The 23,786-nt window shown below is 49.9% G+C and carries 19 protein-coding genes; 5 read left to right on the top strand and 14 right to left on the bottom strand.

Annotated features, from left to right (window positions below):
- Positions 1-6: 6 nt before the first annotated feature.
- From BLP64_RS03620 to mdh, 9 genes are all read right to left on the bottom strand, one after another.
- Entirely contained in the window at positions 7-1,458 is a 1,452-nt protein-coding gene (locus BLP64_RS03620; protein WP_092591848.1) for an alpha/beta hydrolase, read from the bottom strand.
- A gap of 101 nt (positions 1,459-1,559) precedes the next feature.
- A complete protein-coding gene (locus BLP64_RS03615; RefSeq protein ID WP_092591846.1) occupies positions 1,560-1,958 on the bottom strand; it encodes a DUF3718 domain-containing protein in 399 nt (132 codons plus the stop codon).
- A 128-nt stretch (positions 1,959-2,086) separates the two neighbouring features.
- A complete protein-coding gene (folA, locus tag BLP64_RS03610) occupies positions 2,087-2,584 on the bottom strand; it encodes a type 3 dihydrofolate reductase (RefSeq protein WP_092591844.1) in 498 nt (165 codons plus the stop codon).
- Between the two features lie 31 nt (positions 2,585-2,615).
- A complete protein-coding gene (gene cgtA, locus BLP64_RS03605; protein ID WP_092591842.1) occupies positions 2,616-3,779 on the bottom strand; it encodes an Obg family GTPase CgtA in 1,164 nt (387 codons plus the stop codon).
- 123 nt (positions 3,780-3,902) lie between these two features.
- Complete coding sequence (rpmA, locus tag BLP64_RS03600; RefSeq protein WP_092591840.1) at positions 3,903-4,160, bottom strand: 50S ribosomal protein L27; 258 nt, start codon at positions 4,158-4,160, stop codon at positions 3,903-3,905.
- A gap of 18 nt (positions 4,161-4,178) precedes the next feature.
- Entirely contained in the window at positions 4,179-4,490 is a 312-nt protein-coding gene (gene rplU, locus BLP64_RS03595; RefSeq protein ID WP_092591838.1) for a 50S ribosomal protein L21, read from the bottom strand.
- A 100-nt stretch (positions 4,491-4,590) separates the two neighbouring features.
- Positions 4,591-5,562 carry an octaprenyl diphosphate synthase gene (gene ispB, locus BLP64_RS03590; RefSeq protein ID WP_092591836.1) on the bottom strand — a complete coding sequence of 324 codons (972 nt, stop codon included), beginning with the start codon at positions 5,560-5,562 and terminating at the stop codon, positions 4,591-4,593.
- A gap of 77 nt (positions 5,563-5,639) precedes the next feature.
- A complete protein-coding gene (rrtA, locus tag BLP64_RS03585; RefSeq protein ID WP_176754905.1) occupies positions 5,640-6,191 on the bottom strand; it encodes a rhombosortase in 552 nt (183 codons plus the stop codon).
- Between the two features lie 10 nt (positions 6,192-6,201).
- Positions 6,202-7,134, bottom strand: coding sequence for a malate dehydrogenase (mdh, locus tag BLP64_RS03580; protein ID WP_092591832.1), 933 nt, complete (start codon positions 7,132-7,134; stop codon positions 6,202-6,204).
- A gap of 163 nt (positions 7,135-7,297) precedes the next feature.
- Here mdh and argR point away from each other — a divergent pair, with 163 nt between their 5' ends.
- The gene (argR, locus tag BLP64_RS03575; protein WP_092591830.1) at positions 7,298-7,765 is read left to right on the top strand and encodes a transcriptional regulator ArgR; all 468 of its coding nucleotides are present in this window, start codon (positions 7,298-7,300) and stop codon (positions 7,763-7,765) included.
- On the opposite strand, the gene BLP64_RS03570 is transcribed toward argR, so the two are convergent.
- Positions 7,762-8,673, bottom strand: a complete 912-nt coding sequence (locus BLP64_RS03570; protein WP_092592119.1) for a Dyp-type peroxidase — start codon at positions 8,671-8,673, stop codon at positions 7,762-7,764. The two genes, argR and BLP64_RS03570, sit on opposite strands and share 4 nt — an antisense overlap.
- Positions 8,674-8,864: 191 nt before the next feature.
- On the opposite strand from BLP64_RS03570, the gene BLP64_RS03565 reads away from it, so the two are divergent.
- Positions 8,865-10,637 carry a DUF885 domain-containing protein gene (locus BLP64_RS03565; RefSeq protein ID WP_092591828.1) on the top strand — a complete coding sequence of 591 codons (1,773 nt, stop codon included), beginning with the start codon at positions 8,865-8,867 and terminating at the stop codon, positions 10,635-10,637.
- A gap of 86 nt (positions 10,638-10,723) precedes the next feature.
- Here the strand turns inward: BLP64_RS03565 and acnB are convergent, their stop codons facing one another.
- Both acnB and BLP64_RS03555 read right to left on the bottom strand, forming a co-directional pair.
- Positions 10,724-13,312 carry a bifunctional aconitate hydratase 2/2-methylisocitrate dehydratase gene (gene acnB / locus BLP64_RS03560; protein WP_092591826.1) on the bottom strand — a complete coding sequence of 863 codons (2,589 nt, stop codon included), beginning with the start codon at positions 13,310-13,312 and terminating at the stop codon, positions 10,724-10,726.
- A gap of 118 nt (positions 13,313-13,430) precedes the next feature.
- Positions 13,431-14,306: a LysR family transcriptional regulator gene (locus tag BLP64_RS03555; protein ID WP_233340094.1), complete on the bottom strand. Its 876-nt coding sequence runs from the start codon at positions 14,304-14,306 to the stop codon at positions 13,431-13,433.
- 183 nt (positions 14,307-14,489) lie between these two features.
- Here BLP64_RS03555 and BLP64_RS03550 point away from each other — a divergent pair, with 183 nt between their 5' ends.
- Genes BLP64_RS03550 through BLP64_RS03540 form a run of 3 tightly spaced genes read left to right on the top strand, consistent with a single transcriptional unit; the run spans position 14,490 to position 19,407 of the window.
- The gene (locus BLP64_RS03550) at positions 14,490-15,587 is read left to right on the top strand and encodes an efflux RND transporter periplasmic adaptor subunit (RefSeq protein WP_092591824.1); all 1,098 of its coding nucleotides are present in this window, start codon (positions 14,490-14,492) and stop codon (positions 15,585-15,587) included.
- On the top strand, positions 15,587-18,658 hold the full coding sequence (locus BLP64_RS03545) for an efflux RND transporter permease subunit (RefSeq protein WP_092591822.1): 3,072 nt from the start codon (positions 15,587-15,589) through the stop codon (positions 18,656-18,658). Before BLP64_RS03550 ends, BLP64_RS03545 begins: the two co-directional genes overlap by 1 nt.
- Positions 18,655-19,407 (top strand): MBL fold metallo-hydrolase, encoded by a 753-nt coding sequence (locus tag BLP64_RS03540; RefSeq protein WP_092591820.1) that lies wholly within the window; start codon positions 18,655-18,657, stop codon positions 19,405-19,407. The genes BLP64_RS03545 and BLP64_RS03540 overlap by 4 nt, the downstream gene beginning before the upstream one ends.
- 3 nt (positions 19,408-19,410) lie before the next feature.
- On the opposite strand, the gene BLP64_RS03535 is transcribed toward BLP64_RS03540, so the two are convergent.
- Both BLP64_RS03535 and BLP64_RS03530 read right to left on the bottom strand, forming a co-directional pair.
- Positions 19,411-22,533, bottom strand: a complete 3,123-nt coding sequence (locus BLP64_RS03535; RefSeq protein WP_092591818.1) for an efflux RND transporter permease subunit — start codon at positions 22,531-22,533, stop codon at positions 19,411-19,413.
- Complete coding sequence (locus BLP64_RS03530; protein ID WP_092591816.1) at positions 22,514-23,740, bottom strand: efflux RND transporter periplasmic adaptor subunit; 1,227 nt, start codon at positions 23,738-23,740, stop codon at positions 22,514-22,516. Before BLP64_RS03530 ends, BLP64_RS03535 begins: the two co-directional genes overlap by 20 nt.
- Positions 23,741-23,786 lie beyond the last annotated feature (46 nt).

Genomic DNA, 23,786 nt, shown 5'->3' with positions numbered 1-23,786 from the left:
GCGGCCTTACATTCCTTTACCGTTGGCGTTAAGCACAAAGGGTAAAGGTTTTTGTTGGTGCAGACAGCTCTCATCCAAAGCTGCCAAGTCGAGAGTATCAAGAAACTGTGCCACTAACTTATTCGCACAGGTATGGCTCACAATCGTGTGAGAACCTTGCGGTGCAATCAGGTGACGACTCTGCGTTAATGTTTGCGCCGCCAACGCTCCCCATGTAGGTGGAGTAACTGGGTCCAAACGGCCCGACAACAATAAACTAGGCACATCACTTACGACCGGCTCAAACCAAGAGTTCGGACGAAACGCTTGCGGCCACACAGAACACATTTCAATGAAAGCGTCAGCAGTACGACTGCCAATAAAATCATTATCACCATCCGCAGCCAGTATTTCGTCCGTTGCCCGCGGTAAATCTTCGCTACACAATACGGATAAGGTTAAACCCATATACATTTCAGCTTGGGCCATCGTGCTGCCTAATAACCCAACTAATGGCGTGTAATTACCCAGATGGGTTTGCTGAATCACATAAGGGAGCAGTTGCCGTGTCATGGGATGATATAACCCAACCCGCATCACCGAGGTAAAGCGCCCTGCGGTAATTAACATATCGGTAGGTTCGTTGGAGAGCGGGTCCTTAACCGTTAATGCCACTGGATGGTCGGTTAATTGCTGTAACGTCTCTTGATACAGTTGTGACAAATTGGGGAAAGTTTTCGCGCAATCGGGTGATGCGGCACATTGGTCTAAGAGCATATTAAATGACTGCGCACCGTGTAAACCAAATGGCCCCACCACCACTTCTGGCGGCGCCACGGCATCGAGGATGGTGGCGCGAACCGAGGCCGGCGCTTCACGTAAATAGACCAGCCCAACACGACTGCCATACGAACCGCCATAAAGGTTCACTTGGGAGTAGCCTAAATGTTCCCGTACCGCTTCAAAATCGCGCACGGCATTCACGGTATGGTATTGAGTTAAATCAATGTCGTTAAACTGCGCTAAACATTCACCGGCAATGCGCGTCAGCTCGACATCGTCATCAGCCTTGACCAACTCGTCGACATAACTTAATTGACACGACAGGGGATTGGATTTTCCGGTGCCCCGCTGATCGATTAAGACGATATCCCGCTGCTTACGAACGTCACTAAACACGCGATCGATCATTGCGGCTAATTCAGTTGCAGCTTGGCCTGGGCCACCTGCCAAAATCACCAAAGGATCCGGTTTCTTGTTTTCTCTTATCGCGGGTAGTACGGCGTAATTGATACTGATTTGTCGCGCCGAAGGTTGCTCATAATCCTCGGGGACTTGCAGTTGCCCACAAAGCACTTGCTCCTTAATTCGAGGTAAATAGCATGACTCTAACTTCGCTGCTGCTTGCGCATGGGCTGGAGCGAGTGGCGTCGCCATAGCAACGAGAAATATAATCCCTAACAATCCCTGATAATGCATAGTTTGTTATCCAGTTGTAACAATTAGCACTAGTTTAGCGGGTGTCACGAAGAGGGGGAAGTAACAAACTGTAAATCTTTGTATAGATGACTTAGGCGGCGCTATTCAAAGCGCTGTTCAATGGCTTGCCGAATAACATTATGCTCGGGAAGTTTCTCTGACCATGTTCTATCATCCGAAGCTTCAAGCTCACGTAATGGGACACTCGCCGCTAAGAATAACCCCATGTCCACAGCTTGATGGCGCTGGGCAAATTGAATCATGGTTTCACCGTTACAGCGTACGCGTGGATATATATCACGAATACGCAACCGGTATTCACGGAGGGTATTACGGAACTGACTGGTGTTGTTATAACGAACTTGGCTACAAAATAACAATGCGAGCTCATCACCAATCGACGTGATATAAGTTTGGGCAACCGCCGCTTGTGCTCCCGCATAAAGCACGAAACCCAACGCCCCAATGAGGCCTTGCTGAACCAACTTGCGACTCGTCATAGCTACTCACAGTTACTAAGATTGCAAACTATGTTAGCCAGCCTGTATTCGCTCTGCAACGGATTATATTGTTAACAATATCCGTTATTTAACAGCGTGTTTACAATCAAATTGCGATAGCCGAAGAATCAGCACCGATCAAATATTTTTGTAACAAACGAATAAGCATTGTTCGTATCAGCGGGATGGAGTTCCTGCTCAACACAGCTCCAGGTTGCTTCAGCCTGAAAATCAGGGAAAAAGGTATCCCCTGCTGTCTCAAGCTCAATTTCCGTCAGATAAAGACGTGTGGCGTGGGGGAGGAACTCACGATAAATATGACCGCCGCCAATCACCATCAATTCTTCAGCGTCTGCTGCCGCGGCAATGGCTTGGGCAGGCGAATTGACCCACACCACCCCTTGCGAATCAATCCGAGGTGCTGCGACTTGGCGGCTTAGCACGATATTGGTCCGCCCTGGTAACGGCCGACCAATGGATTCAAAGGTTGTCCGCCCCATTACCACGGGTTTGCCTAAGGTCACCCGTTTGAAATGCTGTAATTCAGCCGGCAAGTGCCAAGGCATACGACCATCTTTACCGATGACACGATTGGCAGCCATTGCCGCAACCAGTGCTATTCGCATGAATCCGCTCTCCCTTCAATCGCGTGCATAATTACTTCTGATAGATAACTTCAGTACCGTCATCATCATCGTAATCATCGTCATCGTAATCGTCATCAAAATCGTCGAAATCAGCGAGTTGCTGACGATGATAATCGTCCCACTTAAACTCAACCGGAGCAGCTTCTTCGTCAGCCACTTCTGGTTTTGGCAAGCTTTCAAGGTAATGCAGGATTTCTTTACAGAGCGCTTCAGTGCCTTGGTGCGTCAAACCGGAAATTTGGTACACAGGGCCATCCCAAGCTAATGCATCTTTAATTTGTTGAATCCGTTCGTTCACTTCTTCAGCCGTCAATAAATCAACCTTATTCACCACCAACCAACGCGGCTTACTGGCTAACTCAGCATCATACTTTTCTAATTCATTGACAATTTTCACAGCCTGTTCAGCAGGATCGCTTTCATCATAAGGAGCAATATCCACCAAATGCAACAGCAAGCGACAACGTTCCAAGTGCTTTAAAAACCGGATCCCTAACCCAGCCCCTTCCGCGGCCCCTTCAATCAGGCCAGGAATGTCAGCAATCACAAAGGTTGCATGCGGAGCTGGCCGCACCACTCCTAGGTTAGGCACCAAGGTGGTAAACGGATAATCCGCAACTTTAGGTTTCGCTGCGGACACGGAACGAATAAAGGTGGATTTACCCGCATTCGGCATGCCTAACAAACCCACGTCCGCCAACAACATCAATTCTAACTTCAAGGTTCGAATTTCACCGGGAGTACCCATGGTTTTTTGGCGTGGCGCGCGGTTGGTTGAACTTTTAAAACGGGCATTCCCTAACCCATGGAAGCCGCCTTTGGCCACCATGCGCCGTTGACCATGCTTGGTAAGATCACCAATCACTTCACCGGTATCCACATCCGTTGCCCGTGTTCCCACAGGCACCTTAAGCACTAAATCTGCGCCACGTTTACCCGTGCAGTTTTTGCCTGCGCCATTTTCACCCCGCTCAGCACGGTGAAAGCGTTCAAAACGGTAGTCGATTAAGGTATTAAGATTTTCATCCGCCTCAAGATACACATCGCCGCCATCGCCGCCATCACCCCCATCAGGTCCGCCTTTAGGGATATACTTTTCACGACGGAAGCTAACGACGCCGTTACCACCATCACCGGCTTCGACGCGAATTTCGGCTTCATCTACAAACTTCATCTTAAACCTACCTGCTAACAAGCAAAAAACCCCGTCACTGCGGACGGGGTTTGTCTATTTCATCTATCACCGTAAAGGCTCGTTCGCGCCTGCCTTATGGGGCGGCTACGACATCATTGCTGATTATTCAGTAACGATGCTAACGAACTTACGGTTGTTCGGACCTTTTTCCGCGAAGGAAACTTTACCGTCCACTAATGCGAACAAAGTGTGGTCACGACCGATACCAACGTTGTCACCAGCGTGGAACTTAGTACCACGTTGACGAACAATGATGCTACCAGCTAATACCGACTCACCACCGAAGCGCTTAACACCAAGACGCTTACTTTCTGAGTCACGACCGTTACGTGTGGAACCTGCGGCTTTCTTGTGTGCCATCTGTCGTTACTCCTTAAATTAACCGTTGATACCAGTGATTTTCACTTCGGTGAACCACTGACGATGACCTTGACGCTTCATGTGATGCTTACGACGACGGAACTTGATAATGTTCACTTTGTCAGCACGACCATGATTGATAATTTCCGCCTTAACAGAGCCACCAGAAACAAAAGGTGCGCCGATTTTAACGTCGTCACCGTTCGACACCATCAATACTTGGTCGAACTCAACCACATCACCTGTGGCTGCTTCCAGTTTTTCCAGGCGGACGATTTGGCCTTCAGTTACACGGTGTTGCTTACCGCCACTTTGGAATACTGCGTACATGTTTTTCTCCGATCCCCCTGAGGGGCTTAAATTGAAATAAATTCAGGCCGCGAATTGTACTCGAACTCATGCGGTGAGTAAAGCCCCAATTGGCTCTCGATTACGCCACCCGTTCTACGGCAATATCGGCCAGCGCATACAGAGCATCGCGATAGGGCGAGTCAGGTAATGCAATCAGCTGCTCTTGTGCCAAAGCGGCTTCTTTCAATGCGTGCTCTCGTGTGTAATCTAGAGCTCCAGTCCGCTCCATAATGGTCAAGACTTCTCCTAATAGCTCGCGCCCATTGCCTTGTTCAATGGCACTACGAATTAACGCAGATTCAGCCTCGTCGCCATTCCACATGGCATAGAGCAACGGCAAGGTCGGTTTCCCTTCAGCGAGATCATCACCGGCCTCTTTGCCCATGGTTTCGCTGTTGGAGGTGTAGTCCAGTAAGTCATCCACCAATTGGAATGCGGTTCCCAAATGACGACCATAGGCAGCTAATGCGACTTCAACGGCAGGTGGTTGTTCTGCTAACACCGCACCCAATTGAGTCGCTGCTTCAAACAACTTTCCAGTTTTTCCGTAAATCACTTCAAAGTAGCTGGCTTCCGTCGTATCGGGGTCATTGCAGTTCATCAACTGCAATACTTCACCTTCCGAAATCATGTTGGTGGCATCGGCTAAAATGCCCATGACCTTCATCGAGTTTAGCGTCACCATAAGTTGAAACGCTCGGGTATAAAGGAAGTCACCGACCAAGACACTGGCTTCGTTGCCAAACAGTGCATTCGCTGTTTCTTTCCCGCGACGCAACTCTGAGGCATCAACCACATCATCATGTAACAGGGTAGCGGTGTGAATGAATTCGATGATGGTGGCCAAGGTTAAATGCCCTTCACCACGGTACCCCACGGCACGAGCTGCTGTGACCGCTAATAATGGTCGCAAGCGTTTGCCGCCACTATTCACAATATACATGCCTAATTGATTCACCAGTGCGACATCAGACTGCAGCTGGGAGCTAATCAGCTGGTTCACACCAGCCATATCATCAGCCATTAAGGCATTGATTTCGGATAACTTCATAGCATCACTATCACAATAAATTGAAGGTCTTCAGTGTACACCAATTTATCTCATTGCGTACCCTTTGTGAGACCAACCTAAGCTGAATGCTGCCGATATTGCTCCAGCAGAATCAGCACCATGGCTGCCACGACCCCGCCGAGGTGGGCAAAAACTGCAAGCTGGACGGTTTCACTAGGGTACATAAAATCCCAGCCTAATTTAAGCGCGAGACCGACCATCACAAGCATACCAATCCATTGTTTATTGACTGCATCCTTTCCGGCTGCGTAAAAATAAAGCCCATATAAAGCACCGGAAAAACCGGCATACGTCAAACTCACTGGGCTTAATAATACTTCAAATAGACTACTTGCGATACCAATAGGCAGCACCACCCACCAATCTTGGTTGCGACGAAACTGCTGCGGAAAGAGTAGCCATAGAATCCACAACCCGGCAAGATTAAACCAAAGATGCGGTGGGTTGTGGTGAAGTAATTGAGCGGTGACGAGCTGCCACCAAGCGCCTTGATAAAACTGTGGCGCCTGCAACATCAATTGTGGATGCCAAGGCGCTAGGAGATAGTAGCCAACAATAAGCAGAACACTGATGCCAATTGGGACGAACAGGCTCTGCTTAGCGGCCATAGAGATGAACTTACTTAACGAAGTCCAAACCGAGCTGGATATCTGCTTTAAGACCATCCAACATCGCAGCTTTTGCGCTTGCTTCGTAGTCGCTTAATTCACCATAGGACAGAATTTCTTCAACGCCATTGGTGCCCAAACGAACTGGGTGAGCGAAGAACAAGGCATCTGCGCCATCGGTTTCAACATAAGTGTATTCCACCACGCTGTTATCACCTTGCAGTGCTTTAACAAGCGATAAGCAAAAACGTGCTGCGGCTTGCCCCATGGAAAGCGTTGCTGAACCACCGCCAGCTTTTGCTTCAACCACTTCGGTGCCCGCATTTTGAATTCGCTTAGTTAACTGCTCGATTTGCTCATCGGTAAAGCTTAAGCCAGTTTGTGACAGCAACGGCAGAATGGTTGTACCGCTGTGCCCGCCAATCACTGGAACAGTCACTTCACTTGGGTTTTTACCGTGAATTTCAGCAACAAAGGTTTCCGCACGAATCACGTCAAGGGTGGTCACACCGAACAGTTTGTTCTTGTTATACACACCTTTCTTCTCGAGCACTTTCTTCGCAATCGCTACCGTGGTATTCACCGGGTTCGTGATAATCCCAATGCATGCATTTGGGCAGTTATCAGCAATCGCTTCAACTAAGCTGGCAACAATTCCTGCGTTGATATTAAACAAGTCAGAACGGTCCATGCCAGGCTTACGTGGCACACCTGCTGGGATCAGGACAACATCGCTGCCCACCAATGCGGTACTCAAATCGTCTTTGCCATAACCAGTGACTTTCACTGAGGTTGGAATGTGACTGAGATCAACGGCAACACCAGGAACTACTGGCGCCACGTCATACAAGGCTAATTCAGAACCAACCGGCAATTGGGTTTTTAAAAGCAATGACAGTGCTTGACCGATACCACCAGCCGCACCTAAAACTGCAACTTTCATCTCAGACTCCATCCAGTTATTTGGGAAATTCAGGCAAAAAACTCTACTCCTTTTACGCTAAAATTACAACTAAACCGACATGGTTTCAGCGATCGAAAGTGTTGCAATCCCGTTGTTCAAGGTTAAGATGACGACGTGATGTTAGAACAATTGAGCGAAGTTCATGCCCCAAAAAAAACCAGAAGATATGATTGAGGCCTTCAAAGCATTACTCAAAGAAGAATGCTATGGTTCTCAAGGCGAAATTGTAGATGCCCTTAAAGAACAAGGGTTTACCAACGTAAGTCAATCCAAAGTTTCACGCATGTTGAGCAAGTACGGTGCTGTTCGCACGCGCAACGCACGCCAAGAAATGGTCTACTGCCTGCCCCCTGAACTGGGCATCCCAAGTACCCGAGCACCATTAAATCAACTTGTTTTGGATATACAGCACAATGATGTGATGGTGATTATTCGGACCACGCCAGGAGCCGCTCAATTGATCGCTCGATTACTTGATTCGGTGGGACAAAAAGAAGGCGTTCTTGGAACCATTGCCGGTGACGACACAATTTTTATTGCGCCCATGAAAGTGGCAGACATTGAGTTTACCTTACAAAATGTCCGCCAACTGTTTGAAGAACCACGCTAACGGCGTTGGAGAAACTCAATAGCTGGTACAAAATAAGCCGCGTTAGCCACCGCTTCCATGTAATCCAATAAGGGGTCGTAATCCCCTTGGTCATCGGCCTGATAGCGCGTACGTAACCACTGCACCACATGCTGTGGTTGATGGCTGAGGTACATGGCAAACTGCCCTTGCTCACGCAAATTTCCCCAAGGCATATTTTGTCGGAGCAGCTCTAATGGCTGCTCATTAGCGTCCAATAATCGATTCTTTTGGGCATGGGTGACGAGGCTCAACGTTGCCTCGCTGATTCGCTCCCCAGACACCTTTTTACGCCCCATGACATGCTCTTGAATGGTCACACTTAATTGTTCCCAGCGGCGCAAGTCATAACGAAATTTTTGGGTGAACAAGTAACTCCCCCCTTGAAATACCGGGTCATCTTGAATCACGGCAACATCACGACGGCGGATCCCGCGAGGATTATCAGGCGCCTCAATAAAACCAAATAAGTCACGCCCATCGAGATAGCGAAAACTGGTAATCTGCTCAATGACTTCAACATCATACCCAAGCCACTCCAAGAGTGTGCGGCCGGCCAGATAATTCACATCGTAGCGGTCAGAACGTATGCTGATCAATAAATCAGCAGACTCGCGTGGCGTTTGTCGATCACCGTCACTGCAATCCGGAAAGCCGCCTAATTGCAGGGGCCGTACCGACGGATAAAGAATATCCCAGTAATCACTCCCAATGGCGACAAAACCATTCAACATCGCTTCCGAAAAACGACGCTCTAACTCATCCAGTAATTGTGGAATTCGCGCAACCTTGCGTTGCATCACTTCAACATCGTCCGTCATGACATTGAGTAGCATGGTCATGCCATGTAAATTCGGTTCTGCGTAGACGCCCGTTTGCGGTTGGTTCATAGTTTCCTCATCCATCCCACGATGTGCTGCGGTTCCTCGCCAAAAGTGGCGCATCAATCGCAATCGGCTTGTGGTCTCCCTTATGCTATGCCATATCTACCATTATTATTGACAGGAGTCGCTGTCATAGTCTAACAAATATCTTTTACATTATAACGATATCATTCATAGAGCGAATAGCCGGAGAAATCATGCGTTTCAAAATTATCGCCGCTGCCATTGCCTTTTCCCTAGCAGGGTGTGCAACCACCGAAGCACCTTCTGCTGCGAACGTAGCCCAAGTTCAGGCCAGTGCAGATCATCAATACGAAGCCCTCGCCAATAACATTTTTAAGCAGTTGCAAGCGCAAAACCCCTGGGCCAGTGATCGTCTACCCGATATGTCTGCGGACGCACTCGCCAAACGCGCGGCGGAGCAGCGTGTATGGTTAGCCCAACTTGAACAGATCGATGTCAGCGCGCTCTCACGTCAAAATCAAATTAACCACCGCATGATTACCTATCGTCTAAAAAATGAGGTTGATGGCTTCACTTACAACGAACATTACATGCCGCTGAACGCCGAGGGTGGATTCCACAGTAATCTTGGCTTCATGGTGCGCAATGCCAGCTTCCGCAGCGTCGATGACTACCGCAACTATGTTGCGCGGTTGAAAGATATTCCACGATACATGGAACAACAAACCGGCTGGTTGAAAGTGGGCATGGCAAAAGGCTACACCCAACCGAAAGCAGCCATGCAAGGGTTTGAAGAAAGTATTACCGCCTTTATCGCGCAAAATCCTCAAGATAGCTTATTTTATCAACCATTCAGTGGTCCCAAGCCGATCTTTGTCAGTGCCGATGATTGGCAAGCGTTGCAACAACAAGCCGCCCTAGTCATTGACGAAGCCGTAGTACCTGCTTACCAAGCATTTTTTGATTTCATGGTGATGGACTACTTACCCAATAGCCGTGAATCAGTCGGCGCCAGCGAGTTACCGAACGGCTTGGACTATTATCAAAACCGCATTCGTCACTTCACCACGTTAGACTTAACGCCGGCAGAAATTCACCAGCGCGGGTTGGCTGAAGTCCAACGGATTCGCAATGAAATGGCGGTGGTTATTGAAAAAACCGGGTTTAAAGGAACCTTCGAAGAGTTCACTGACTTCCTTCGTAATGACCCGCAGTTCTATCCAAAAACTGAAGCCGAGTTATTAAAAGAAGCGGCCTTCATTGCTAAGAAAGCTGATGGCGAATTGCCTAAGTTTTTCAAATTATTACCGCGCCAGCCATACGGCATTGCGCCAGTTCCAGCAGAAATTGCTCCTAAATACACCACGGGCCGCTATGCCGGAACTAACCGCAGCGATCGCGCTAGCTTTTATTGGGTGAACACTTATGCGTTAGAGCGCCGTCCGTTGTATCAAATGGAAGCTTTAACCCTGCATGAAGCAGTGCCCGGACATCACCTCCAAGGCGCCTTAGCCCGGGAAATGGAAAACTTACCCGACTATCGTCGTTACACCTACATTTCAGCGTTCGGTGAAGGCTGGGGGCTGTATGCAGAATGGTTAGGGCAAGAAATGGGCTTTTACCAAGACCCTTATAGCGATTTTGGCCGCCTCAGTTATGAAATGTGGCGGGCAGCGCGCTTAGTCGTGGATACCGGAATGCATGCCATGGGTTGGTCGCGTGACCAAGCGATGGAGTTTATGGCATCCAACACTGCCCTCAGCCTGCACAACGTGCGGACTGAAATCGACCGCTATATCACCTGGCCCGGCCAAGCGTTATCTTACAAGCTGGGTGAAATGCTCATTCGCCAGTTGCGTGAAGAAGCAGAAACAGCCTTAGGGGGTCACTTTGATTTGCGTGAATTCCACTACGTGGTGCTGAAAAATGGCAGCATTCCACTCGACGTATTGGAACAAGAAGTTCGTGATTGGATTGACAGCCAAGTGCAAGCTCACGCTCAATAATACCTGGCTGTGTTTCAGCACTAAAAGGTAACAATAAAAAAGCCGAGTCATTGACTCGGCTTTTTATTACAAGGTTGTGCTCGAACTTATGACAACTGAATGGTCGGAATAATCGTTGCTTTAGCAGCAGCTTCTGCTTCGCGGAACGCATCCATTTGGTCAAAGTTCAGGTAGCGGAATACTTCATCGGCCATGGCATCAATGTCTTTCGCATAGACCATGTACTCTTCCGGAGTCGGAAGCTTGCCTAGAATTGCACCAACGGCTGCCAATTCAGCAGAGGTCAAGTACACGTTCGCACCATCACCTAAACGGTTCGGGAAGTTCCGAGTAGACGTTGACAGCACCGTCGCACCTGGCTCAACACGCGCTTGGTTCCCCATGCACAGTGAGCAGCCTGGCATTTCAGTACGGACGCCATTCTTCTCGTAAATCTCGTAATACCCTTCTTCGCGCAGTTGTGCCTCATCCATTTTCGTTGGTGGTGCAATCCACAAGCGGGTACTCAATTCCTGCGTGTTTTTCTCAAGCAGTTTCCCTGCCGCACGGAAATGTCCGATGTTGGTCATGCATGAACCAATGAAGACTTCATCGACCTTATCACCCGCGACATCGCTTAAGAATTTCGCGTCATCTGGGTCATTTGGACAGCACACAATCGGCTCTTTAATGGTCGACATATCAATTTCGATCACTTCTGCATATTCAGCATCAGCATCGGCACGCATCAATTGCGGATTAGCCAACCACTCTTCCATCTTCCGTGCACGGCGCTCAAGTGTACGCGCATCGCCGTAACCTTCGTTGATCATCCAACGTAACATGGTGATGTTGGAGCGTAAGTATTCAGCGACTGACTCTTCTGACAAGTTGATGGTACAACCTGCAGCAGAACGCTCAGCAGATGCGTCAGACAACTCAAACGCTTGCTCAACCGTTAAATGGTCAAGGCCTTCAATTTCCAAAATGCGTCCTGAGAAAACGTTTTTCTTACCGCGTTTTTCAACGGTCAGTAACCCTTTCTTAATCGCAAACAATGGAATCGCGTGAACCAAGTCACGTAGCGTAATACCAGGTTGCATTTCACCGGTGAAACGTACCAGCACTGACTCAGGCATATCTAGTGGCATCACTCCGGTGGCAGCCGCAAACGCGACTAAACCAGAACCTGCTGGGAAGGAAATACCTAATGGGAAACGGGTGTGTGAGTCGCCACCTGTTCCCACAGTGTCAGGCAATAACATGCGGTTCAACCAGCTGTGAATGATCCCGTCACCTGGACGTAAGCTCACACCACCACGGTTCATAATAAAGTCTGGCAGCGTGTGCTGAGTTTCAATGTCGACTGGCTTTGGATACGCCGCGGTGTGACAGAATGACTGCATGGTTAAATCGGCAGTAAAGCCTAAGCAGGCTAAATCTTTCAATTCATCACGAGTCATTGGGCCGGTGGTGTCTTGTGAACCAACGGTGGTCATCTTAGGCTCGCAGTAGGTACCTGGGCGCACGCCTGGTAATCCACATGCCTTACCAACCATCTTCTGAGCTAAGGTATAACCTTTGCCTGTATCAGCTGGTTGCTCAGGCTTCAAGAATAAATCGGATGGGCCCCAACCTAATGCTTCACGCGCTTTTTCAGTTAAGCCACGGCCAATGATCAGGTTAATCCGACCACCTGCGCGTACTTCATCTAAAATTACCCGTGATGAGTAATCATACTCAGCAATGACTTCGCCCGCTTCATTTTCAATTTTGCCATCGTATGGATAAATGGTGATGACATCACCCATATTCATTTTATCAACGTTGGCTTCAAACACTAACGCACCCGCGTCTTTCATGGTGTTGAAGAAGATTGGTGCAACTTTCCCACCAATACAGATACCGCCAGCACGCTTGTTTGGAGTGCCCGGCATGTCTTCACCGATATACCACAAGACCGAGTTAGTGGCTGATTTCCGTGATGACCCGGTACCGACAACGTCACCAACGAAAGCAACTGGGTGGCCTTTCTTTTTCAGCTCTTCAATTTGCTTCGCGGCATCGGTAATGCCTTCACGTGGCATTTTGTACATGGCTTTGGCATGCAACGGAATGTCTGGACGTGACCAAGCATCAGGCGCTGGTGACAGGTCATCCGTATTAGTTTCGCCCGTTACTTTAAATACCGTGGCTTTAATGCTCTGTGGTAACGGTTCATTGCTGGTGAACCATTCCCCGTTCGCCCATGATTCAACCACTTCTTTCGCTAGGGCATTCCCAGCTTTCATTTTTTCTTCCACGTCGTGGAATGCATCAAACATCAACAACGTATGCTTTAATTCAGCCGCCGCGAGCTCCGCTAATTCAGCGTCATCAAGCAACTCAATTAACGTGGTGATGTTGTAACCACCATGCATGTTTCCTAGCAAGGAAACTGCCGCTTCTTTGCTGATCACTGGGCTTGTTGTTTCGCCTTTCACGATGGCCGATAAAAAACCAGCTTTCACATAAGCGGCTTCATCAACACCAGGTGGTACGCGTTCAGCAAGCAGTTCAAACAGGAAATCCTCTTCGCCCGCTGGTGGGTTCTTCAATAATTCGACTAATGCAGCCACTTGCTCTGCGGTGAGTGGCTTTGGCGGAATGCCTTCTGCAGCCCGCTCTTCAACATGCTTACGATACTCTTGCAGCACTGGGTACCCCTTTTGCCGTTGTGGTTAATAATGTATCTGGAATTATACGTGATTTCAGGTCTGAATTAAATTCATCTGACACTATAAGTGTGTATCTTTGTGATAAATGGGGTGAATGCTAGAAATGCTCCCAAATTTGCTGCACGGCTGGGCCTGCAATTCGTTCCGCCGAGCGCACCAAATGGATTTCGAGATAAACCTGATGAATAAAATCTGGAATATCAACGGCAATCAACTCGCCACGACTTAATTCCCCCTGCACAATATCTCCCGGAATAATCCCCCATCCCATGCCGGCGACCAATAACTCTCGTTGCGCAATGGAATCATTCACCCGAATACGCTGCAGCCCCGGCATCCGAACCATTTGATCAAGATCAATCCCGATGTCTTGGTTTTGTGGAATGAGCATCGGAATATCCAGCAAATCGCGGCGATGCACCGGCATGCCATAGCGTGCTACCAGTGCCGGGGCAACAGCGACCAGCAACTCAAACGGGCGGATACGCTTGGTTTCAAAGTCACCGTGTTGCCGAAACACTGGTAACCACGGAATTAATGCTAAATCGGCATCCCCTTCCCTGACGGCTCGCAACGAACGCAATTGGGCTTCTCCGGATAAGTGCAAATCCGTGGCTGGATATCGCTCATGCATGGCCTGCACCGCTGGAAATAAACAGCTGGGGGCACAGGTTCTATCATAAGAAATACGGACAATTGATTCGGCTCCCTCGCGGAGCTGTTGGGTCAGTGATTGCAGGCGTTGCTGTTGCCGCAGCACTTCCCGTGCCTGGCGCAAAAACTGCTCACCATAGGCAGTGAGTTGCAAGCGGTAACTCTGGCGATTAAATAACGGGAACCCTGCATCGTCCTCAAGCTTTTTTAGTGCCATACTGACAGCAGCTTGAGTTCGATGCAGTTGCTCCGCAGCACCTTGCAAAGTTCCGGTTTCGCTTAACGCATTAAGCATTTGTAGTTGCTGAATTTTTATCATCGACGGCCCAACCCACAAGTATATTAAGTTTTATTGAACATGGTGTGAAGATTAATTCAATATAACTTTACGTTCAATGCGCTAAACTAAAGCAACTAACAACTAAAGCAATGAACGACTCAATCAGTTGACGAAAATTTCAGTGATCGGTTTAACACGAGTTCTTATTCCAAGGAGTACTGCATGCATCTTCGACGTTATATTTTAATCGGTACTGCAACGTTAACCTTGTCACTGGCAATCAGTGGATGCGGCGAACGCTCGGAGTTAGCGCCCCACGAACCGCTGGTTCAACCGGTAAAGCTCTATACGGTGGGCGCCGCGGATGAACCTTTAGTTCGCCAATTTCCGGCCGTTGTTGAAGCTGCCAAAGTGGCACAACTGGCATTCCGCGTAGGGGGAGAAATTATTGCCTTCCCTGCCAAACCCGGCGTCCAAGTCGAGCCCGGTGAGCTCATTGCGCAACTCGATCCAACCGACTATCAACTGGTGGTGGATCAAGCAACCGCTCGCTTCAACCTTGCCGAAGCGCAATACCAACGGACTTACAACTTAGTCACCGAAGGCGTTATTTCGCCGCAACAATTTGACGAAGTTAAATCCAACCTTGAAATCGCTCGGGCGAACTTGGAAACTGCCCGCGCCAATTTGCGTTACACCGAGTTGCGCGCCCCCTTTGCGGGCACCATTGCAAATGTTTTGGTCGAACAATTTGAAACCGTCCAACCCCAACGGCCGATTGCTACCTTGCAATTGGATGACGCCATTGATGTCAGTATTCGTGTCCCTGAGACACTTTTTGCACGGGTACAGCGCCAAGTAGATTATCAACCCGAAGTCATTTTCCCAGCGCTTCCAGAGCGATCTTTTACCGCGCGACTGAAAGAGTGGGACAGCACCGCTGATCCAGCAACCAATACCTATCGCGTTGTTTTTACACTACCAACCCCCAGCGACGTCAATATTTTGCCTGGCATGTCTGCCACTGTGATGATCGGCGCCAATCTTGCCGCTTCCGCAAGCCAGCTCACGCAGTTGGTGCCTGCTTCGGCATTGTTCTCGCCAACGCACCAGGCACCTTCAGAGAGTTATTCGGTATGGGTTTATAACCCAAGCAATCAGCGCGTCAGTCTGCGCGCCGTTACCGTGCATGCCATCACCAACAAGGGGGCTGAAATCAGTGCAGGATTACAGGCAGGTGAGCAAATTGTGGTCGCTGGAGTCCATGCGCTGACAGACCAACAACAAGTTCGCCCATGGCTTAAAGAGCGAGGCTTATAATGAAAATTGCTCGCTATTTCATGAAGCGTACCACTACCAGTTGGTTGTTGCTGTTAATTTTATTGGTGGGTGGAACGTTCACCCTGCTGCAAATGGGACGCTTAGAAGATCCAGAATTTACGCTTAAACAAGCCATGGTGATCACGCAATATCCTGGCGCGACGAGTCAGCAGGTTGAAGAAGAAGTCACTTATCGGCTAGAAAACGCGATTCAAGAACTTCCTTACGTGGACTTTGTTACCTCCATTTCGCAGCCCGGGTTAAGCCAAATCACGGTCGAAATGCATGCCACCTTGCGGAAGCACCAAATGCCCCAAGTGTGGGATGAACTCCGACGTAAAGTGAATGACACGCGTAAATTCCTTCCTCCCGGTAGCGCTGACCCCATGGTCAAAGATGACTTCTCTGATGTGTTCGGCATGACCTTTGCGGTGACAGGCGCAGGCTACAGTTATCAAGATATCGCCGATTATGCAGATTACATGCGGCGAGAATTGGTCTTAGTGCCTGGCGTCGGCAAAGTGACCGTGGTGGGGAAGCAGCAACCCCAGGTGGTGGTCGAAGTTTCCCGTTCGAAGCTCGCCAATTTTGGCATTCCACCGCAACAAGTTATGAATTTATTGCAAACCCAAAATGCCGTCACTGATGCAGGTCGGTTTATGCTCGGTCATGAGCGCATCCGTCTCCAAACCAGCGGCGAATTTAGTAGCGTGTCTGAACTGGCTGACTTAATTATCAGCAACCCCGGCGCTGACGAACGTATTTTGCTGCGGGACGTCGCCACAGTGACTCGGGAATTTCAGGAAATCCCCTCCCATATTGTGCGCTTTAATGGCGACGATTCCCTTTGGCTGGCAGTGTCATTTGCGGAAAACGTGAACGTGGTTGAGGTGGGCGCGCGAGTTCAACAGCGCATTCAAGAGTTACGCTATGCCCAGCCGGTGGGAATGACAATGACCGAGCTTTACAACCAGCCGAACGAAGTACAGGCCTCGGTCAATAGCTTTTTACTCAACTTAGTTGAAGCAGTGGTGATTGTGGTGCTGGTGCTGCTGCTCACCATGGGGCTCCGCTCGGGCATTTTGATTGGGGGGGTGTTGCTGGTCACCGTACTCGGAAGCTTTATTTTTATGTCCGCCATGGGTATTCAATTGCAACGCGTGTCGCTGGGTGCCTTAATTATCGCGCTCGGGATGCTGGTTGATAATGCCATTGTGATTGCCGAAGGTATGCTGGTCGGTGTACGTCGCGGGCTATCCCGGATTCAAGCCGCCAGCACTGTGGTGCAGCAGAATCTTTGGCCTTTACTCGGTGCCACCGCCATCGCCATCATTGCCTTTGCCCCCATTGGTTTATCCAGTGATGCCAGCGGTGAATATGCCAATTCCTTGTTTTGGGTGCTGTTTATTTCGCTCCTACTAAGCTGGTTCACCGCCATCACGCTCACGCCTTTCTTAGGAAACATTCTCTTTCGCAAGGATGCACGAGCACGCACAGCACGAGAACAGCCGACTGATACTGACGATGTGTATGACCACTGGATTTTTCAAGGCTATCGGCGATTACTGCAATGGTTCCTCCACTGGCGCAAAACCACGCTGACCGTCCTGCTTGCCTTGTTAATTGCGGCCGGATTTGGGTTCACGACCATCAAACAGTCGTTTTTCCCTCCGAGTACCACGCCGATGGCCTTTATTGATATCTGGTACCCGCAAGGCACAGATATTCGAGCCACGGCAACCCAACTGCGAGAGTTAGAAGATTATTTAACGGCTCACGAGGCAGACTATGGCATTGATTATGTTGCCAGCACCATTGGCCAAGGGGGGCCGCGCTTTACGTTAACCTACATGGTCGAAAAAGCGTACGAAAGCTATGCCCAACTCATCGTTCGTACCGCGACGACCGAACAAATGCGTGCAGTGTTGCAAGATTTTGAGACCTTTATTCAGCAACGTCAGCCTGACGTGGAATATCAAATGAAGCCTCTGGAATTAGGGCCGACGCAAGCAGCTAAGATTGAAGCGCGGTTTAGCGGCCCCGACCCCGTCGTCTTACGGCAACTGGCGGCACAGGCCCATGCAATCCTCGCCGCTGACAGTGGCGTCCGTAATTTACGTGATAATTGGCGCCAGCGTACCAAGGTGTTGCAGCCTCAGTTTAATGAAGCCGCCGCCCGCCGACTGGGAGTGACAAAAGCGGACATTGATAGCGTCTTACAGCGTAACTTCAGTGGCCAAACCGTTGGGGTGTATCGCGATGGCACCGAGTTACTCCCCATTGTGATGCGCGCCCCGCTTGCTGAGCGCCAAGATATTGATAACTGGCAAGAACTGCAAGTTTATAGCTCCGTATTGCAACGCTCGATTCCGCTCGGCCAAGTGGTCCAAGACATTCAGTTACAAGCAGAAGACCACCTGATTATTCGCCGCGATCGGAAGCGAACGCTCACGGTCATGGCGGACCACGATATTTTTGGGAATGAAACAGCAAGCATGGTGCTCGCACGTGTTCGAGCCGACATTGAAGCCATTCCGCTCCCCTTGGGCTATGAGCTGCACTGGGGGGGTGAACTGGAAGCTTCACAGAAGGCGACCAAAGCCGTGTTTGATGCCTTGCCGGTCGCATTTATGGTCATGTTTATTATTACCGTGCTGTTATTTAGCTCAATCCGCCAAGCATTTGTCTTATGGACGGCAGTGCCACTCAGTTTAATTGGCGTGACCTTTGGCTTAATCATCACGCAGCAGCCATTTGGCTTTATGGCATTACTGGGATTCCTGAGCTTATCGGGCATGCTGATTAAAAATGGGGTGGTATTACTCGAACAGGTGCGGGCAGAGTTGCATGCCGGAAAGAACGCTCTACAAGCATTGCTGGATGCCTCCGTGTCACGGGTACGCCCAGTGACCATGGCGGCCGCCACAACAATTGTTGGCATGGCACCGTTGTTGTTTGATGAATTCTTTGTCAGTATGGCGGTCGTAATTATGTTTGGACTAGGCTTTGCCACCCTGTTGACCTTGGTGGTGGTGCCCATCATGTACGCCGTGGTGATGCGAGTAAAATGAATTTAACGGTATTAGGAGCCAGTGGTGGTCTGGGCGGTCTCACTGGCAGTATTTGTGTACAAATCAATAACCAGCTGATCCTCGATGCAGGAACAGGACTCATGCAATTGCCGTTAAAATCATTGCAACGGATTCGGAATATTGTTCTGACGCATAGCCATAGCGATCATATTTGCTGTTTGCCACAATTGTTGGCCATGCTCGCAGCCACCACATCAGCCAAGGATCCGGTGACCATTTATGCGCACCCCGATACCATCCTCTCGCTGCGGCAACATGTCTTTAATTGGCAAATTTGGCCTGATTTTGAGCAAACACAACCCAATGATGCCCCTGTGATTCGCTGGCATGAACTCCAGCCCGATACCGCGATAACCATCGCTGGCGTCACCTTCACTCCGTTTCTCACACACCACGGTGTGCCAACCTTGGGTTTTGCCATTGTGAAAGACCAACAAACAACCCTTTGGGTGAGTGATACCGGCTATTCTGCCGCCTTGGTGAAACGGCTCAACGAGTTTGACCGCGCGGATCATTTAGTACTTGAATGTTCGTTCCCCAACGAATTAGCAAGCGTGGCACGAAAAAGTTACCATTTGACCCCAGCGTTGTGCTTACAACTGGTCAACGAACTCACTCAACCGCCCCAAGCAATCTGGATCAATCATCTTAAGCCTGATTTGGCCGATATGATTCACCAGCAATTAAGAAAAGCAGCACCTACACAAGGCTGGCAGGTACTGCTTTAAGCGTTATTGCTTCGCTAAACGGTGTTGGTGATAGAGCCAAAATACCGCAGGGATTAAAAATAAACTCAGCAATGGTGCGGCAATCATCCCCCCAATCATCGGGGCAGCAATGCGTTGCATAACCTCACTACCGGTGCCGTCGGTGAGCATAATAGGCAATAATCCCGCAATAATAGTCATCACTGTCATCGCCTTTGGCCGCACTCGTTGTACTGCCCCTTCTAAAACCGCTTGCCGCAAGTCCGCAATACTCATTTGCGGGCTATCACGCCAAGCCTGATTTAAATAAAGCAGCATAATCACGCCAAACTCTGCCGCCACCCCGGCAAGGGCGATCATGCCAACAACCACAGCCAGCGAGAGGTGAAAACCTAACGCCCAAATGAGCCAAAGGCTACCAGCAAGCGCCATAGGGACCAGGGTCAAAATCAACAGAGCCTGTTTAACCGAATGGAACGTTAGATACAGCAGCAAAAAGATAACGGCAAGCGTTGCCGGAACTAGCTGCTGTAACTTCCCTTGCACCCGTTGCATGGACTCATATTGACCTGACCACTCAAGACTATATTTAGGAGGGAGAACATAATCAGCCAACACGGATTCCGCCGCGTGAATGACATCCCCTAAAGCGACTCCTTCCGCAACATCAACAAAGACCCAGCCATTGGGACGCGCATTTTCACTACGAATCATGGCAGGACCTTCGGTCACCTGGATGTCAGCAACTTGTTCCAAAGTAACCCAAGCCCCATCGTGGCTTAACATGGGCAATGTTTTCAGGGACGCTAGGTGGTCACGCTCGGCCCGTGGGTAACGCAATGTAATCGGGTAACGCTCTGTACCTTCAATGGTTTCAGCAATCACTCCTCCACCAATCGCCCACTGAATCATGCGGTGAATTGCTGCTTGATCAATGCCGTAACGGGCCGCTGCTTCCAACCGAGGGCGAATCTCGATATAACGACCGCTGGCGGGCCGCTCCGCGAGGACAGATTGCACGCCCGGCAATGGCTTGATTAACCCCTCTAGCTCACTGCCAATCCGTTGAATTTCAGTCAATTCAGGCCCTGCTATTTTGATACCCAAGGGGGTTTTTAGGCCCGTCGACAGCATATCAATACGGGTTTTGATGGGCTGCACCCATGCATTTGTTACGCCGGGCATTTGGACCACCGCATCCAATTCAGCAATGATCTTTTCCATGGTCATTGCTGGCCGCCATTGCGACTTCGGCTTGAATTGAATGGTTGTTTCTAACATCGTTAATGGCGCCGGATCAGTGGCAGTGTCAGCACGACCTACTTTACCGAATACAGTCGCCACTTCCGGAACTTGCTTGATGAGGCGATCGGTTTGTTGCAATAAGGTCACCGCAGCCGCAGGACTTATCCCCGGTAGCGTTGAGGGCATATACAACAAATCCCCTTCTTGCATGGTCGGCATCAGCTCGGTACCGAGCTTGCTCCAAGGGTAGTAAGCGCTCACCACAGCAAATAAAGCGAGCACCAAAGTCAGCTTGGGCCAACGCAATACCACCAACAACAGCGGGCGGTAAAGCGTGATCAACATGCGCGTTAACGGATTTCGTTGCTCGCTAACAAGACGACCACGCACACAATATCCCATTAACACGGGAACGAGGGTCACAGCTAACAAGGCGGCTGCGGCCATCGCAAATGTCTTGGTATAAGCCAAGGGGGAGAACAAACGTCCTTCTTGCTGATCAAACGCGAAAATCGGTAAAAAACTTAACGTAATAATCAGCAAGGATAAGAATAAGGTTGGGCCTACCTCGCTCGCCGCAGCACGGATAACCCGCCAATGTTCCTCACCTTGGGGGCGTTGCTGATGTTGCTGCTCATAGCGCTCAAGGTGTTTGTGGGCGTTCTCCACCATCACGATGGCAGCATCCACAAGAGCTCCGATAGCAATCGCAATGCCACCTAAACTCATAATATTGGCGTTAATACCTAACCAGCGCATGACTAAAAAGCTCATCAACACCGCCAACGGCAAGGTTATGACGGCCACCAACGAAGAACGCAAATGCAATAAAAAGAGCACACAAACGCCTGCAACCCATAGCATCTCTTTCATGAGTTGCTGTTCTAGATTTTCCACTGCGCGCTCAATCAGTTGGGACCGATCATAGACGGTGGTTAGCGTCACGCCATCTGGCAGCCCTTGTTGCAAAACAGCAAGTTTTGCTTGAACCCGTTCAATAGTCGCCAACGCATTCTCGCCATGGCGCATCACCACAATGCCACCAACCACTTCCCCTTCACCATTGAGTTCTGCCATCCCACGGCGGCTCATTGGTCCTCGGCGAATGGTTGCGACGTCCTCGAGCGTGATAGCGCTCCCTGCCGCACTGCGGACCGGCAACGGCAATTGCCGTAGATCATTGAGCGATTGGAGGTAACCGGTACCCCGCACCATATATTCCGCTTCTGCCATTTCTACAATACCGCCCCCAACTTCTTGGTTGGCAGTTTGAATCGCATCACGAATCTGGCTAAGCGTTAACCCATAGGCATTTAAACGGGCTGGCTCAACAACCACTTGGTACGCTTGAATCATCCCACCTACCGTGGCAACTTCAGCAACTCCGGGCACGCTTTGTAACTCTTGTTTGAGAAACCAATTCTGCAAACTTGTTAACGCCCCTAAGTCATGTTGCCCCGTAGGATCCGTTAGCACATATTGATAAATCCAGCCCACCCCACTGGCATCAGGGCCTAAGGTTGGCGTGACGCCTGCTGGTAACCGCTGCTGCGCCTGATTTAAGTACTCCAACACACGGCTACGCGCCCAATAAATATCCGTCCCATCATCGAATAAAATGTACAGATAGGAATCACCAAAGAAGGAGTAACCCCTCACTTCGGTTGCCCCAGGAACGGCCAGCATGACATTCGCCAGCGGCCAGGTCACTTGCTCTTCTACCAGCTGTGGCGCTTGCCCTGGGTAGCTGGTTTTGACAATGACCTGCACATCCGACAAATCAGGAATCGCATCTAACGGAGTTGTTACCATTGCTCGCCAACCGAGCCAAGCAACAATGATGGCAGCAATCAGGACCACCACGCGATTGCGAATAGAGCCTTCAATGATGGGCGTGAGCATGGGGAGCCTCCTGCGCTGTTGAGCCAAACCGTGCTTGTAGCAAAGTGGCTTCGGAATCCAACAAAAACTGTCCCGCTACCACAACCTGTTCGCCAGGATGAAGCCCCTGCAAAATTTCCGCTCGCTCCCCGACGATATGGCCGACCTGAACTTGACGTTGTGCGAAGGTCTCCGCCGCTGTTTTCACAATCACTCGATTCTCATGCCCCGTGATCAACAAACTACTGCGCGGCACTGTCAGTACCTGCTCGCGAGGAGCGCCAAACAAGGTTGCTTGCACTTGCATGCCCACCAACACCTGTGAATTCCCTTGGGGATGAGGGAGCAAGATGCGTACCCGTTGGGTCCGTGCCTGTGGATCGAGCTGCGGATAGATATAATCGATGACGGTATCGTATTGGTGAACCCCAGCTGCCGGTAAATCAAGCTGAACCGGAGCACCACTCAAGAACCAATCTGCATATTGTTCAGGAACATCCGCAATGACCCAATAGGGATCGATTTCATTAATCGACATGATGGCAACCCCAGGCTCGACATACATCCCTTGGGCAATATTCATAGCGGTAACGACACCCGCATGATTGGCATAGACTGGCACCCGATACCGTATGGTCTGATCTCGCTCTAAGGCAGCAATTAATTGCGGTGCAAAGCCCAACAACTGCAAGCGTAGCTTGGCATCATGAATCAGCGTTTGACTAGCGTTACTCCGTATTGCCTGCAGCAAGTCCTGCTGCGCCACCACCAATTCACGGCTATAAATTTCATACAAAGGTTGACCAAGAGTCACTTGGGTTCCTTCACTGCGCACATGAAGCTTCTCAATCCATCCTGCGGCGCGACTGTGGATATGATGGGCACTATTACCATTCCATTGGATTTGCGCAACACTGGTTAATTGGGGCCTTAAGGTTTCAATTTGTACTGGCTCGGTTTGGATAGCGAGATTCTGTTGCATCGCACCGCTCACCCAAACTTCTTGTTGGTGTTGGGTGCCGCCCTGTAACTCAAGATCCATCCCACAAATCGGGCAGGTTCCAGGCTGCTCACTCACAATTTGTGGGTGCATGGGGCACATATATTGCGTTTGCTCGTGCTGATGCTGAGGCTGATGATGGTGCGAGTGCTGTTGGCTAGTGACCGTTGTTGGCACCCCTATGAAAAGCAATGCCAATAAGGCACCACTCCACTTTCTTGCTGACATGGTAAACCCCTGTTTCTTCTAGACAATATAAAGAACATCGCGATCA

The organism is Pseudidiomarina indica, from assembly GCF_900104245.1.
GTDB classification, from domain to species: Bacteria; Pseudomonadota; Gammaproteobacteria; order Enterobacterales; family Alteromonadaceae; genus Pseudidiomarina; species Pseudidiomarina indica.
Note: the sequence above shows the minus strand (reverse complement) of the source record. Positions and strands in the feature narration are given on the sequence as shown.

Coding starts and splice junctions, on each gene's coding strand:
- BLP64_RS03620 (WP_092591848.1), bottom strand. CDS start 1,458: ATGCATTATCAGGGATTGTTAGGGATTATATTTCTCGTTGCTATGGCG.
- BLP64_RS03615 (WP_092591846.1), bottom strand. CDS start 1,958: ATGACGAGTCGCAAGTTGGTTCAGCAAGGCCTCATTGGGGCGTTGGGT.
- folA (WP_092591844.1), bottom strand. CDS start 2,584: ATGCGAATAGCACTGGTTGCGGCAATGGCTGCCAATCGTGTCATCGGT.
- cgtA (WP_092591842.1), bottom strand. CDS start 3,779: ATGAAGTTTGTAGATGAAGCCGAAATTCGCGTCGAAGCCGGTGATGGT.
- rpmA (WP_092591840.1), bottom strand. CDS start 4,160: ATGGCACACAAGAAAGCCGCAGGTTCCACACGTAACGGTCGTGACTCA.
- rplU (WP_092591838.1), bottom strand. CDS start 4,490: ATGTACGCAGTATTCCAAAGTGGCGGTAAGCAACACCGTGTAACTGAA.
- ispB (WP_092591836.1), bottom strand. CDS start 5,562: ATGAAGTTATCCGAAATCAATGCCTTAATGGCTGATGATATGGCTGGT.
- rrtA (WP_176754905.1), bottom strand. CDS start 6,191: ATGGCCGCTAAGCAGAGCCTGTTCGTCCCAATTGGCATCAGTGTTCTG.
- mdh (WP_092591832.1), bottom strand. CDS start 7,134: ATGAAAGTTGCAGTTTTAGGTGCGGCTGGTGGTATCGGTCAAGCACTG.
- argR (WP_092591830.1), top strand. CDS start 7,298: ATGCCCCAAAAAAAACCAGAAGATATGATTGAGGCCTTCAAAGCATTA.
- BLP64_RS03570 (WP_092592119.1), bottom strand. CDS start 8,673: ATGAACCAACCGCAAACGGGCGTCTACGCAGAACCGAATTTACATGGC.
- BLP64_RS03565 (WP_092591828.1), top strand. CDS start 8,865: ATGCGTTTCAAAATTATCGCCGCTGCCATTGCCTTTTCCCTAGCAGGG.
- BLP64_RS03555 (WP_233340094.1), bottom strand. CDS start 14,306: ATGATAAAAATTCAGCAACTACAAATGCTTAATGCGTTAAGCGAAACC.
- BLP64_RS03550 (WP_092591824.1), top strand. CDS start 14,490: ATGCATCTTCGACGTTATATTTTAATCGGTACTGCAACGTTAACCTTG.
- BLP64_RS03545 (WP_092591822.1), top strand. CDS start 15,587: ATGAAAATTGCTCGCTATTTCATGAAGCGTACCACTACCAGTTGGTTG.
- BLP64_RS03540 (WP_092591820.1), top strand. CDS start 18,655: ATGAATTTAACGGTATTAGGAGCCAGTGGTGGTCTGGGCGGTCTCACT.
- BLP64_RS03535 (WP_092591818.1), bottom strand. CDS start 22,533: ATGCTCACGCCCATCATTGAAGGCTCTATTCGCAATCGCGTGGTGGTC.
- BLP64_RS03530 (WP_092591816.1), bottom strand. CDS start 23,740: ATGTCAGCAAGAAAGTGGAGTGGTGCCTTATTGGCATTGCTTTTCATA.